Genomic DNA, 14078 nt, shown 5'->3' with positions numbered 1-14078 from the left:
TAATTTTAATAAAAAATTTATGTTTTTTCAATATAGCAGAACTACAAAAAAGGCTGTACCATACGGCACAGCCTTTTTATAAAATAAAATTACTTCTTGTTTACAAGATCCTTAAGAGCCTTACCAGCTTTGAACTTAGGTGCTATTGAAGCAGGAATCTTGATAGCTTCGCCAGTCTGAGGATTCTTACCTGTTCTAGCAGCTCTCTTTGTTGTCTCGAATGTTCCGAAACCAACAAGCTGAACCTTTCCTTTTTTCTTAAGCTCCTTAGTAACTGTCTCTGTGAAAGCATTAAGTGCTGCTGCAGCATCCTTTTTTGAAAGACCTGCTTCCTTAGCGATTGCATCGATAAGTTCTGTCTTGTTCATGTAATTTCCCTCCAAAAAGAAATTTATTTTACTACATTGCCCATTTTACCACCATTTCAGGAGCATAACAACAAGAAAAAGCGGAAAAATGCGGAAATTTCAAGTTTTTTCCTTTAAAAATGCTTAATTTTAGCCATTTTCATCAGAGGATATCCTGGAATCCGGGTCTATAAAGGTGTCTGGGAATGCCATCAACCATGATAGGGCCTACATCTCCCTGAATCAACGGTCTTACATAGGTAATAAACTCATTGGTCACATATGTGCCGTCTTTGCTGATCCACTCTCTGGGTACAAGTCTTTCGTCGTTGGCGATCTTGTGAACATCCTTTACCTCTGTTCCTGCCTGATACGGATCGTCGGAAAGCCTCTCAATGACTACCATCTTTCCGCTGTCTCCTTCATCGGCAGACTTCATCGCAGCACCGCCGACTTCATATGCCTCAAGGATATCTACTCTTGATGCACAGTGGCTTGCGGCTCTCTGAAGTGTAGAAAGTTCGATCGCACGTGTCTTACATCCGCACTCGGTGGAAACAACATTGCAAAGATATCTCGCTGTACCCGTAAGCTGCTTATGTCCGAATGCATCAACGTACTCAACCGAATTATCAAGGTCGCTTACGTACTTGCCGTCTTTCGTCCTGATACCCTCAGATACGGCAACCACTATTGATGCTTTTGTCTTCAAAAGAGTTTTGATCTTCTTAAGGAATGCATCCATTTCAAAAGGAATCTCAGGCATATAGATTGCATCGGGACCGTCACAGTCTTCGCCCTTTGCAAGTGCTGTGGCTCCCGTGAGCCAGCCTGCATTTCTTCCCATTACTTCTACAATGATAACCTGTCCGTGACTTGTCTCAAGAGACCAGCTGTCTCTTATTATTTCTTTTACGGACGTACCGATATACTTAGCTGCCGAGCCATAACCCGGTGTGTGATCCGTAAGCGCCAGATCGTTGTCGATTGTCTTGGGACATCCGACAAATCTGATATCAGAGCCTGTAATGATGGCATAATCAGAAAGTTTCTTTATCGTATCCATGGAGTCATTACCACCGATATAGATAAAACAATCGATCTCAAGCTTCACAAGAATCTCAAAGATTTTCTCGTATATCTCTTTACTTTCAAAAATCTCCGGAAGCTTGAATCTGCAAGAACCAAGATATGCCGAGGGAGTTCTTTTCAAAAGCTCGATATCGAGTCCTGACTGAATGTGATCCGAAAGATCGACATAACGACCTTCCATGAGACCTTGGACGCCATGGATCATACCGTATACTTTTTTGTATCCGCGATCCATTGCAGTCCTGTACACGCCGGCAAGTGAAGAATTAATTGCCGCGGTAGGTCCACCTGATTGCCCAACAATTACGTTTCTTTTCTTTTTCTGCACCATAACTCCTGTCCCCTTTCGAAAGTATATTTCCATTATATTCGAAAAAACGATAACTGTCATCTACAAGCTTCACTAGACTCGACAAAACCTCGTCAAGTGAACTTGTATTGTTCGCACTAAGCTCGAAAAAACCTCGCTAAGAGCTATACTAAAAAAGAGCTTGCTAAACGTTTTTTCGCTTAACAAGCTCTTTTGAGCATACTAAATAAAAGTATCATATATAAAAAACATAACTGCGGGCACATTTCACCTTTATCAGATAAACTTCCCTCTGCGGCTCTTGCCAAAGCTATATGCGATAGAAGCTACGATAACAAAGCTTACAACGACAATGGCACATACAGTGTAAAGTCTCTTCTTGTCATCATCAAGCCCGTTCCAGAATTTGATCGCTTTATCCAGCTTCTTCTTTCCAAAATCCACAGCGTTCTGTACAAACTCTATCATTACATTACCCCCAAAATAGAAACAATTCAAATCATTTATCTACTATATATTGTACCTCTGTGAACGTTTTTCCTCAAGTTTTTTTATCACATAGTCCTTCCAGATAAAATCTATTATCGCCGCAATAGGAATCGCAAGTACGATTCCTATAACGCCAAACTTCCTTCCTCCGAGGACAATTGCAACAAGTATCATAAGAGGTGATACTCCAAGGCTCTCACCAAAGAGTCTGGGCTTAAGGATATATCCGTCAACAGTCTGAAGTATGATCGTAAAAATAATAAACCAAAGCGCATACCACGGATTCTCCAGAACCAGGATGAATGCGCCTATCGCTCCACCGACTATAGGTCCGAATGTCGGCGCAAGGTTTGTCACTCCGACAATGACCGAGATCAGCACTGAATACGGCTGCCCCGCTATAAGCATATAGATGAGGTTTGCAAATCCGACTATGATTCCGTCTATGATATCAAAGCTGATGTATCTGATAAGGATCGTATTACATCTGTCCGTAACATCACAGGTTCTTCTGTATGTCTTTTCATTCATTGCAAGGCTAAGGAACTTAGAAATACCTTTAATAAGTCTTCTGTTGTCCAAAAGAAAATATATCGCGAAAATAAATGCAAGAACGAGATCGAACATTCCCTTTCCGGCATTCAAAGATCCGCTCACAAAGTTTAGCATATTATCCGAGAAATAACTGCCTATCATACCGAGAACATTTTTCTCAAAGCTCTCCAAAACAGAAAGATTAATACCCAGAAGCTGTACAATCTTATTGCTCTCAAGGTCTTTCAAAAAATTATTTGAAGGATCGACATACTCGCCGATACTGGAGATCAGTTTAGAAACACTGTCGATAAGCTGCGGAACGAGTGCCACAAACAAAAGCACTACTGCAAGAACAATAAAAAATATGGTAAATGCGACAGACATTTTCCATCTTCTGCTCTCTTTTTTTATTTTCTTAAATATCCCTTTTTCAAGCATGACTGCTATAGGATTAAATATATACGCTATAACCATGCCCAGGATCACAGGTCTCAGGAAACCAAAAAAAGAATTTATCCCATCGAATATTGAAGAGAAATTGGACAATATCATATACAAAACAACAGCTGAACACGTAGCGATCGTGTAAGAAAACCACTTCTTTTTAAAGAACTTGTCATCTAACTTCATTTCACTCTCCCGTCCATAACGTTCTGTTAAATGTCATGGAAAAAGCAGTCATACTTATATGACTGCTTTTATTCCCAATGTAATTCCCAAAATGCCGGTTCCTGTTATTTGACTCCTAGCTGACGCCAGGTGGGTTACCGCAACCGATATGCCTGTCTTCCTCTCCCGTAGCTTTGTCTGCGCATGCGCAGAGCCGAAGGCGTGACATTTATACCGATGATGTAGGAGTCCCGTTTAAAGTAATGTAGGTTCAAATTACACAGGAGTTGTCGGACATCCCAGGAGAACTACCCATGTAGTTCTTTGTACTTCTACTATAATTATATCCATACATGCTCATTTTTCAAGGCTTTACGCGTGATTTAAGAGTATTTTTACACATATATTACTAAAATTTCCGTGTAGTATGTTATGTTTTTTTATAACTATCCGCCCAAAGGCAACTCACAGATTAAGTTTTTTGTCGCGTCATCTCAAAACATTATATTGGTCAGTGGATTGGATAAACATATGCTGCGCTCATAAACTCACATATGCACCAAAGAATTTTTTATCCGTTCATTGCAGATGATTTTTATACCCTCGTCTGTTTTTCTTAAGGTCATTGATCACTTTCCTGCACAATATAATTTCGATGAAAGCGACAAAAAACTTAATCTGCGAGCCACTAAGGTGCGGATAGTTTTACCGCTTTAAATCTCTGCGGTTGCTTTTTTGAGCCACGCTTTCACTTCTTCATCTTCGATAAGAGGTGATATTCTGTCGTAAACTGTCTTGTGGTACTTGTTGAGCAGTTTGACCGTCTCAGGCTTCATATACTTTTTGTCTATTGCCTCAAGGTCGATCGGAACATAAGTGAGATGGTCAAATCCGTAAAATTTTCCATATTCGCTTTCGCTTCTATTTACGACCTCCACAATATTCTCGATACGTATTCCGTGACTTCCCTCAATGTAAACACCGGGCTCGTCGGATACGATCATTCCGGGCTTAAGCTCTGTTTTGTTTGCGGCATCGGAGTTTTTCCATCTGATGTTGTGAGGACCCTCGTGGACATTCAGCATATATCCGATTCCGTGTCCCGTTCCGTGATTGTAATCGATTCCTATATCCCAGAGCGGTCTTCTCGCATATATATCTACATTTCTTCCGGTGCATCCATCCTTAAAAATCGCATCCGCAAGTTCAAGCATGCCTGATACCGTCGCTGTGTAGTGCTTCTTGATCTCATCAGAGATTTCACCGACAACGATTGTTCTTGTTACATCGGTTGTTCCGCCCATATATGTTCCGCCGGAATCCACCAAAAGCATACCCTGCGCTTTTACTTCGGCAGCGCTGTCCTCTGTAGCCTCATAGTGCGCCATTGCTGCATTTGCATTATATGCACTGATAGTAGGAAAAGATAATTCAATAAATCCCGGAAGCTCCGCTCTCATACCGTCAAGCTTCATTGCCGCAGAATACTCCGTCATAGGGATCTTGCCGACATTTTCTTTTACCCAATAAATAAACTCCGTAAGCTTGGCACTGTCTCTTAAATATACTTCACGTATATTCTTAAGCTCAGTCTCATTCTTGATTGCTTTCATAAGTTCTGTCGGGTTACTGCAATCTTTGATCTCATAACCCGCTTCACTTGCCTTATCCGCAACAAGCTTATAAGTAAGATAATTTGTATTTCTCTTATCGATTAGGATATTTCCGGTAAGCACAAGCTCCGAAAGATACTCACCGTACTCCGCATAATCTTTTAAAACAATATCATTGCTCTCACAATATGCGCGCACTTCGTCCGTGATCTCTCCGCTTTGTATGAACAGGATAAACATATCGTCCGTTATCATTGCGTAAGAAAGAGCTACAGGATTACATTCAACGTCATTTCCTCTAAGGTTTGTGAGCCACATGATGTCATCAAGCTTGGACAAAAGATGCATCGAAGTATTATTCTCCTTCATCTTTGATCTCACATCAGCAAGCTTTTCTTTAAAAGACCTGCCGCAAAGTTCATCAGAAAGCACATACGCATCGTGACACGGAAGTGTCGGTCTGTCTTCCCATATTTCTTCAGCAAGATCTTTATCGATCTTTATGGTCACGTTTTTAAGCTTAGCCAGATATTCAAGCAGTTCTCCTTCTTCAGCGGGAACAACTCTTCCGTCAAATCCAAACGTTTGACCTGAAATCATATTATCCGTAAGATATTTCTCTATAGTCGGAACTCCCTCTTCTCCCATTTTAAAGAGAGTAACGCCCGTACCTGAAAGCTGGTTTGCAGCCTGAATGAAATATCTTCCGTCAGTCCAAAGTCCCGCTTCATCGGCACTTACTACGAGAGTTCCGTTTGATCCGTCAAAGCCGCAGAAATACTCTCTTGTCTTAAAATAATCGGCTGAATACTCCGAATTATGAAAGTCAGCAGTAGGGATCATATAATAATCAATCCCATTTTCCTTCATCTTCTTTCTAAGCTGTGACAATCTGTTTTTTATTTCTTTATTCTCTGTTCCCATATCTACTTCTTCCTATAAACCACTACTACTCACAATCCATAGCGCCAAAAGCCCATAAACTGTGAGTAGTAAATGAATATTTTTCTCAAATATTAAAGTCCGTACTTCTTAACTACAAGAGGTAATACCTTAGAAGATCCGATCCTGCTGCATCCTGCTTCCGCATAAGCCACAGCATCCTCGATCGTACGGATTCCTCCTGCTGCCTTGATCTTAACATCAGGACCGATATTTTTCTTAAAGAGCTCTATGTCTTCAAGAGTTGCACCGGCGCTGCCAAATCCAGTTGAAGTCTTGATATAATCAGCCTTTACATCAGTAACGATCTTGCAGAGTTCTTTTTTCTCATCCTCTGTAAGATAGCATGTCTCGATAATAACCTTAAGGAGCTTATCTCCGCACGCTTTTCTGATCTCTTCAAGTTCCTTCTTTACTTCGTCATATCTGTGATTCTTTACATCACTGACGTTAACGACGGTATCGATTTCCTCCGCTCCGTCCTTAATGGCTTCCTGTGCCTCTACAACCTTAGCCGCTGTGCAGCTGTAGCCGAGAGGGAATCCGATAACGGTGCAAAGTTTGAGATCGTCACCGTACTTGTCGTGTACTCTCTTTAAATATGTTGGCGGTATACAAACCGTCGCTGTCTTGTACTTAACCGCATCATCACAAAGACTTACAATGTCTTCCCATGTTGCATCTGCCTGAAGCTGAGTGTGGTCAATAAGTTTTAATATTTCTTTCTCGTCCATATTGAACCCCTTTCTTAATCTCTGTCCTTCATATCCATATAGCCCTTTCTGGGCTCGATTGCCATATATGCGGGACGAATGATCTTGCCGTTGTTGGCAAGTTCTTCCATTCTGTGAGCACTCCATCCGACAATTCTCGCCATGGCAAATATAGTCGGATAAAGTTCCTCGGGAAGTCCTAACATACGATATACAAATCCTGAATAGAAGTCAACATTAGCACTTACACCCTTGTACATTTTGCGCTCTCCGCTAATGATCTGCGGTGCAAGTTTCTCAACAAGCTCATATAACTTGAGTTCATCTTCGCGGCCTTTTTCTATAGCAAGCTTCTCTACAAAGCCCTTTAGTACCGTTGCTCTCGGATCCGACTTGGAATAAATGGCATGTCCGATACCATAAATAAGTCCCGCCTTATCAAAGGCTTCCTTGTTAAGTATCTTTCTGAGATATGCCTCAACTTCCGCCTCATCTTCCCAGTTCTTGACATTGGCTTCAATATCATCGAACATGTGCACAACCTTGATATTGGCACCACCGTGTCTGGGTCCCTTAAGAGATCCAATTGCCGCTGCGATAACCGAATATGTATCGGTCATACTTGAGCTGACTACGTGTGTTGTAAAAGATGAATTGTTACCGCCGCCGTGCTCCATATGAAGCACAAGACAGATATCAAGAAGTTTAGCCTCCAGTTCCGTGTACTTGCTGTCGGGTCTTAGCAGATACAAAATTGTCTCCGCCGTTGACAGTTCCTCAAGAGGAGGGTGAATAAATAAAGTATTACCCTCGTGGTAATGATTATAAGCCTGATATCCGTAAATTGATAAAAGCGGGAACAAACTTATAAGCTGAAGACTCTGTCTAAGCACATTTGGAAGCGATGTATCATCCGCAAGATCATCGTAAGAGTAAAGAGTAAGGACACTGCGGGCAAGGGTATTCATCATATCCCTGCTCGGAGCCTTCATGATTATGTCTCTTACAAAGCTTGTGGGCAAACTTCTGTAAAAGCCAAGAAGTCTATTAAAATCACTAAGTTCATTTTTACTCGGTAGCTTGTCAAAAAGAAGCAGATACGCACATTCTTCAAAAGCAAATCTGTTATCGTCGGATGCTGCCTTTATGAGTTTCTTTACATCATATCCTCTAAAGTACAACTCTCCGTCTTTTGGAATACTCTTTCCGTCTTTTTCTTCTTTTGCAACTATTTCCGAAATACGTGTAAGGCCTGTAAGTACGCCCTTTCCGTTTAAATCTCTAAGTCCTCTTTTTACGTCATACTTGACAAAAAGCTCATTTTCAATCTGATCAGCAGCTTCTGACAGTTTGGCAAGCTCAACTATCTCAGGTGTGTTTTCAGAGTAGATATTCTTTCCGTTTTCCATCCGCACCTCCGTTTAAGCATTTTATAATGTTTTTCAGATCAAAGACCGAGGAATTCTTTAACTGCGCCTTCCATCTCAGTCTTATCAACTACTTTTTTGTGTCTTATCTCAGCGGTTCTGATTGAAGATACCGCCTCGGGAATCTTAACCTTTGAAACCTCGGAGAGTTCGTCTGCAAGCTCGAAATCCCCCTTAGAATCATCCCCCTTGCCAAGTGCATTCATTACGCTTCTTGTGAACTTGAAGGGGCTTGCCGTTGATGCGATTACTGTAGGTGTCTTATCGCCGGTTTCTTCCGTATATTTGCTGTATACAGCACTTGCAACAGCAGTATGTGTATCCATAAGATAACCTGTCTTTTCAAATATTCTTCTGATAGTATCGAATGTCTCCTGCTCAGAAGCATATCCGCCAAAGAAATCAACAAGTTTCGATCTCATATCATCTGTTATCTCATATTTTCCGTCCTTGGAGAGCTTGCTCATGTACTCGGCATCAGCTGCGGCATTGTCGCCGGAGATATGATAAATAAGTCTCTCAAGGTTAGACGAAATAAGAATATCCATTGAAGGTGAAGCTGTAAGAACAAACTCACGATTTCTGTCATATTCTCCCGTCTTGAAGAAGTCGAAAAGCACCTTGTTTGAATTTGATGCGCAGATAAGCTTTCCGATGGGCACACCCATATTTTTTGCATAATAAGCTGCAAGAATATTACCGAAATTACCTGTCGGAACAACTACGTTAATGGGATCGCCGTCTGCAATTCTTCCCTCTTTCAAAAGCTTTGCGTAAGAGTATACGTAATATACGATCTGGGGAACCAAACGTCCAATATTGATGGAGTTTGCAGATGAGAACTGGAATCCCTTCTCATCCATTTCTTTTGCAAGCTTTTCGTCTGTAAAGAGCTTCTTTACTCCTGTCTGAGCATCGTCGAAGTTTCCTTCGATACCGATAACACATGTGTTGTCACCCTTCTGTGTTACCATCTGCTGTTCCTGAATGGGGCTGACGCCGTGCTTGGGATAAAAAACTATGATCCTTGTGCCCGGAACATCTGCAAATCCTGCAAGAGCAGCCTTTCCCGTATCTCCGCTCGTAGCTGTAAGAATAACGATCTCGTTCTTTGCATTATTCTTCTTTGCAGCCGTTGTCATGAGATATGGGAGAATTGAAAGTGCCATATCCTTAAAAGCAATAGTTGCGCCGTGGTACAGTTCAAGATAAAAAGCACCGTCTGCCTCTGAAATCGGAGCTATCTCTTTTGTGTCGAACTTTGAATCATATGCATGTGAAATGCAGTATTTAAGCTCTTCCTCTGTATAATCGGTAAGAAGAAGTCTCATTACCTCATATGCAGTACCCTGGTAATCGAGCTGCGCGATCTCTCTTAAAGTCTTTTCAAGATGCGGTATATGATCAGGGACATACAAACCTCCGTCCGGTGCAAGTCCTCTGAGAATTGCTTCTGAAGCCTTAATATTACCCTGTGCTCCTCTGGTGCTACTGTACAAAACTTCCTTTGCCATTGCTTTTACTCCTCTTTTGTTGATACAATATTTAAAAATAAATGATTTAAGGACAAAAAAACAGAGCCCTTAAGTTAAAATTATAACATACAAACCGGGGGATTGTGTGAAAAAAAATAATTCAATAGGTGTTTACGAGACAACTTTAAAAGACGGAACCCCATCCTTCAGGGCTTCCATAACATATTGCGGAAAACACATCGCACTTGGCTCTTTCCCAAGCAGGAAGGACGCTTCCAAAGTTTACAGAGAAGCAAAAAGAGTGTTAAATCGTTTATCTATAGATATTGATTCGTACACTTCATCAATGACGCTTCCCTTCGAAAAATTTGTTTCGCTAATAAATTACCGCGATAAAGGGATGTATATCGCCAATCCGATCTATTTGGAAAAAAAATATTTCACTTATTACCTTTCAAAAGATGAAAAATTAAAATTTGACATAGACGATCTCTTCTACTATTCATCTCATAAAATAATGAGAAGAGGCTCGCATCTGTTTGTTGCAGACTACGGAAGTCAGCTCTCCGTCCTTCAAAGATACGGAATCAACAGCTATTCGGTAAGAGGACGTGACTACCGCTTTGCCAATGACGATCCGACAGACCTTAGGTATGAAAACATAATCATTCTCAACAGATATCGAGGCGTAAGACAGTTTGCCGAAAAGGGCTTTGTCCGCTACAAAGCCGTGATCCATGTAAAGAGCAACTATGTCATCGGCAAATACAACAGCGAGGCCGAAGCTGCGATTGCATACAACAAAGCCGCAGATATACTTATAAAAAACGGCATAAAGAAGAACTTCTCGGTAAATTATGTAGAAGACCTGACGCCGTCTCAATATGCCGACATCTATCACAAAACAAAGATTTCCGACAAAATATACGGGCTGAAGGTTTGATCCTTCAGCCCGTTATGGTGAATTGTGAAATTGATGGTAATCTTATACGTAATTCATCTCATCGAATACGATAAGTCTCTTCTTCTCATATTCTTTTATCATTCTGTTTTTTTCAATCTGCTCAGCCTTAGCTTCGCCTCTGGCTATAGCATTATTCTCAACAACAAAGTCAAGGAACTTGTGATACTTCTCTTTATCCTTGATTATCTCCTGCATGTTGTTGATAGTATAGATGCAGTTCTCTCCGCGGCTCTTAAACTGGAATGTACAGTCAAAGATAACGTCGTCAAAGAGCTTTATCATCATCTTCTTAGGTCCCTTTGAAATAGCCAGGTTAACGCATGCATAGTTGAAGTTCTTTACACGAACCTTGCTCTCACCTTCTCCGAGTACAGTTGCATCATAGTTAAGAAGCACTCTCGGATAGATTCTCTTCTGGAATGTAGGAGGATCGAGTCTCTTCTTGGTATTGAGCAGGATATCGTCGTAACTTCCGCTGTCTTTGATGATCTCAGACGGAAGAGGCGGGATTCTGTTAAATACAAGGTTGAGCCAATCATTGTAGCTATCCTTGTAATCAATGATCTCCATAGCATAGCGCCATGTGTTCTTGTGTCTCTTTACATAAACAAGCTTTGTAAGAACATTGGTATCGCAATTCTCCCAATTAAGACTTACAGGAACCATAGCTTCTTCGTTGATATAATATGGCTTGTCGAACTGAACCGAAAGACCTTCTTCTGAAATATCAACTGTAGTACCCTGGATCTCTTCACCGTCAACAGTAAATGTACAAGGAACTTCCAAAGGAATTCTCTCTGTTCTTCTGTACGCAACACGTCCGTCAATAAACAGAACAGCCATGACCATATAGTACAGGTTCATGATCATCCAGAATAAAACTACTCCCGGACCAAACGATGAACTGTCGAAAATTACAGCTACACATCTGAATATACCAAACAACGAAAGTGCTATAAGAAGCAGGAACGGGATCATATAGAGCTCGTAGTGCTGCTTGCCACTGAGCTGACTCTTTGCCGTAACCTTAAACTTCTTAAGAGTAATTCCGAAAGTCTCTAAAACTATGGGAAGAAGCATATAAGGGAACATGATAGTCTCATATATGCCCGTCCACTTATTAGAGCGGACGTTCCCTGAGAGCTGGCTCAAAGCCAGATTTGAAGTCAGGTACATCGGAAGCCAGAATGCCAATACCTGCGGCAGGGTACATTTGAATATTGTAAATCCGAAAACAGCGTACAAGATAGGTGATATCATGTATACAAGTCTTTTAACCGGTGAATACCAATACCAAATTGATGCCCAGTAATTCATTTTTTGAGAAAGAGAAAGATCTTTTGCAGTGTATATGTGCATCTTTCTTCCTGTTGCAATAACACCTCGTCCCCAGCGGATACGCTGCTGGATAAGGTTAGGAATATCTGTGGGCGAAAGACCTGAAGCCAAAGGATCGCTTGTTCCAAGGCAGACAAAGCCTGCTCTCTGAATCAGGATACCTGTAGCAAAGTCCTCTGTAATAGCCTCTGTATAAAAACCTCCAATGCTCTCAAGAGCTTCCCTAGCAATAATAGTATTTGAGCCACCATAAATAACACTGTTACTCTTAGTTCTGGCAGCCTGAATATCCTTATAGAAATAATCCTGTTCGTTAGGAATCCTGTTTTCTGAGAAAAGATTAAACTGGAACAGGTCAGGATTGTAAAAGTTCTGAGGAGACTGGATAAAGCCGATCTTTACCTTATCTTCCTCACTCTTTCCTTCATTCTTCATCTCCGCATCAACAAGATACGGTACGAGCTGCATAAGGAACCTCTTCTGAGGTATCATGTCAGCATCGAATGTAACAACGTAAGGAGATGTGGAGTTTGCAAGAGCGTGGTTAAGGTTACCCGCCTTCGCACCAATATTATTGGCACGCTTTAGATAGTTTACGCCCATCTTCTTGGCAAGCTCTTCCATCTCGGGTCTTCTGTTATCATCGCACAGATAGATATGCACCTTACTCTTATCGGGATAATCCATATTTTTGCAGCCATTAATGGTCTTGTATAAAAGCTCCGGTTCCTCACTGTATGTAGAGATATAAACATCTATGTGAGGAAATCTGTCCTTCGGCACATCGGGAACTTTATAATCATGCGATGTATGCATGTTCATAAAGTGAATGAGAGCCTCTACCATACCAAGCACTTCAAAAACAAGGAGAATAACGCCGCATACTACCGACAACGCACCTGCTCTGAACGGAATTGTAAAAAATATTCTCCAGACCAGATACAGCACAGAAAAAAATGTATTTATCCAAAAGCAAATCTTAATTTTCATATTAGTTATCTCCGCGGAAGAATTTGAAAGCTTCTTCGTCGATGTTATGAGGATAGTATTCGACTATAAGATAATCGTATCTTTCCCCACTCTCATACTGTTTCTTAATGTACTCACCTACATTCATGTCGTCCATCTTTTCCAAAGCCCATATAGCATCAAGTTTGCTACACATAGGTGCCATGAAAGGAATTACAGGTCCAAAATATGAATCTCTTATCATGAGTACACTTGGTCCGTCAGGATTATCAAAATTCTCAATATTTTCAAGGTTTGTAACCTGATCAAGATAAAGTGAATACTGTGAATCCTCATAATAATCAATATCCGGCTCAAGAACATCCATATCCAAAAGAGTCTCCGAATATGTACCTTCCAAAGTCTCCTCATCATCCATTATGTAAGTTCTCTTATAATGACCGTCAAAATTAGGAAGAAGAGCTGTAAAATCTTCAAGTCCGGAATATGCTATTCCGGTATCTCTTCCCATTGATCCAAGCATATGACCTTCATATTTCTTTACAGTATATGCCTTGTCTGACAAATAAAATCCTGTAGGATCAAAATTTGCACCATATCTGTCATTGAGCTCATCGATCATTACCTTTGTAGCCTCGAATGCTGCCGGAACGGTCCAATGGTGATCGGTCTTAAAGAATGCCTGCTCATAAGGAATATCCTTACTTGGAATAACCTCTCCGAGATTGATACTCGGAACACCGAGTCTGTTGAGATATATCATCATCTCATATGTATCCTCAGTGGGATTATTTACCGGCAACCCCATTTCAAAGTCAGAGTACTTTCTGTTGTACTTCGAAGGAGCCATAACAAAGAGCACCTTTGTTCCGTACTTCTCCACATAATTCTGAAGCCTCTTTACTCTGAGCGCGCACTCAAAAATTTTCTTTTCATCATCACGATAAAATGCTGCGTAATGAAGAAATCCATTATTGTCTTTGACAAATTCAAAAGAATTAAATTCTTTTTTACCCAAAGTCTTCTGTGTAAGACCATAAGCTTCAACAAAATGTCTCTTACCGACAATCTCATCCTGCATGACCTCTTCAAACTCAGAGGGCAATTTGTCGGGTTCATTCAAATGTTTGTTTGCTTCTTTGATAAAAGCATCTTTATTCAAGTAAATATTTACGGCACTAAACGAAAACATTGCCAGCAGGAAAACTACCGCAAATATTCTTTTTTTAACAAAATATTTCATAACGGCGCCT

General features: G+C 40.8%; 11 protein-coding genes and 1 other RNA gene. 1 reads left to right on the top strand and 11 read right to left on the bottom strand.

Features of this window, described 5'->3' with window-relative positions; translation table 11 throughout:
* Nucleotides 1–89 precede the first annotated feature (89 nt).
* The 9 genes from BLP87_RS04215 to thrC form a co-directional block, all read right to left on the bottom strand.
* Complete coding sequence (locus BLP87_RS04215; RefSeq protein WP_026513150.1) at nucleotides 90–368, bottom strand: HU family DNA-binding protein; 279 nt, start codon at nucleotides 366–368, stop codon at nucleotides 90–92.
* A gap of 142 nt (nucleotides 369–510) precedes the next feature.
* The gene (locus BLP87_RS04210; protein ID WP_074461693.1) at nucleotides 511–1770 is read right to left on the bottom strand and encodes a 6-phosphofructokinase; all 1260 of its coding nucleotides are present in this window, start codon (nucleotides 1768–1770) and stop codon (nucleotides 511–513) included.
* 255 nt (nucleotides 1771–2025) lie between these two features.
* Nucleotides 2026–2217 (bottom strand): hypothetical protein, encoded by a 192-nt coding sequence (locus BLP87_RS04205; protein ID WP_074461584.1) that lies wholly within the window; start codon nucleotides 2215–2217, stop codon nucleotides 2026–2028.
* Nucleotides 2218–2259: 42 nt separating this feature from the next.
* Entirely contained in the window at nucleotides 2260–3405 is a 1146-nt protein-coding gene (locus tag BLP87_RS04200; RefSeq protein ID WP_074461583.1) for an AI-2E family transporter, read from the bottom strand.
* Between the two features lie 79 nt (nucleotides 3406–3484).
* A non-coding RNA gene (ssrS, locus tag BLP87_RS04195) (6S RNA) lies at nucleotides 3485–3693 on the bottom strand.
* A gap of 404 nt (nucleotides 3694–4097) precedes the next feature.
* The gene (locus tag BLP87_RS04190) at nucleotides 4098–5921 is read right to left on the bottom strand and encodes an aminopeptidase P family protein (RefSeq protein ID WP_074461582.1); all 1824 of its coding nucleotides are present in this window, start codon (nucleotides 5919–5921) and stop codon (nucleotides 4098–4100) included.
* Nucleotides 5922–6013: 92 nt separating this feature from the next.
* The gene (gene deoC, locus BLP87_RS04185; RefSeq protein ID WP_074461581.1) at nucleotides 6014–6673 is read right to left on the bottom strand and encodes a deoxyribose-phosphate aldolase; all 660 of its coding nucleotides are present in this window, start codon (nucleotides 6671–6673) and stop codon (nucleotides 6014–6016) included.
* Between the two features lie 14 nt (nucleotides 6674–6687).
* A complete protein-coding gene (locus BLP87_RS04180) occupies nucleotides 6688–8061 on the bottom strand; it encodes a citrate/2-methylcitrate synthase (RefSeq protein ID WP_074461580.1) in 1374 nt (457 codons plus the stop codon).
* A 38-nt stretch (nucleotides 8062–8099) separates the two neighbouring features.
* Entirely contained in the window at nucleotides 8100–9593 is a 1494-nt protein-coding gene (gene thrC, locus BLP87_RS04175) for a threonine synthase (RefSeq protein ID WP_074461579.1), read from the bottom strand.
* A 106-nt stretch (nucleotides 9594–9699) separates the two neighbouring features.
* On the opposite strand from thrC, the gene BLP87_RS04170 reads away from it, so the two are divergent.
* Nucleotides 9700–10497 (top strand): AP2/ERF family transcription factor, encoded by a 798-nt coding sequence (locus tag BLP87_RS04170; RefSeq protein ID WP_026666967.1) that lies wholly within the window; start codon nucleotides 9700–9702, stop codon nucleotides 10495–10497.
* Nucleotides 10498–10539: 42 nt separating this feature from the next.
* On the opposite strand, the gene BLP87_RS04165 is transcribed toward BLP87_RS04170, so the two are convergent.
* Both BLP87_RS04165 and BLP87_RS04160 read right to left on the bottom strand, forming a co-directional pair.
* Nucleotides 10540–12846, bottom strand: coding sequence for a glycosyltransferase (locus tag BLP87_RS04165; RefSeq protein ID WP_051199199.1), 2307 nt, complete (start codon nucleotides 12844–12846; stop codon nucleotides 10540–10542).
* 1 nt (nucleotide 12847) lies between these two features.
* Nucleotides 12848–14068, bottom strand: coding sequence for a DHHW family protein (locus BLP87_RS04160; RefSeq protein ID WP_026666966.1), 1221 nt, complete (start codon nucleotides 14066–14068; stop codon nucleotides 12848–12850).
* Between the last annotated feature and the right edge of the window lie 10 nt (nucleotides 14069–14078).

The sequence above is a fragment of the Butyrivibrio hungatei genome, from assembly GCF_900101605.1.
GTDB classification, from domain to species: domain Bacteria; phylum Bacillota; class Clostridia; order Lachnospirales; family Lachnospiraceae; genus Butyrivibrio; species Butyrivibrio hungatei_B.
Note: the sequence above shows the minus strand (reverse complement) of the source record. Positions and strands in the feature narration are given on the sequence as shown.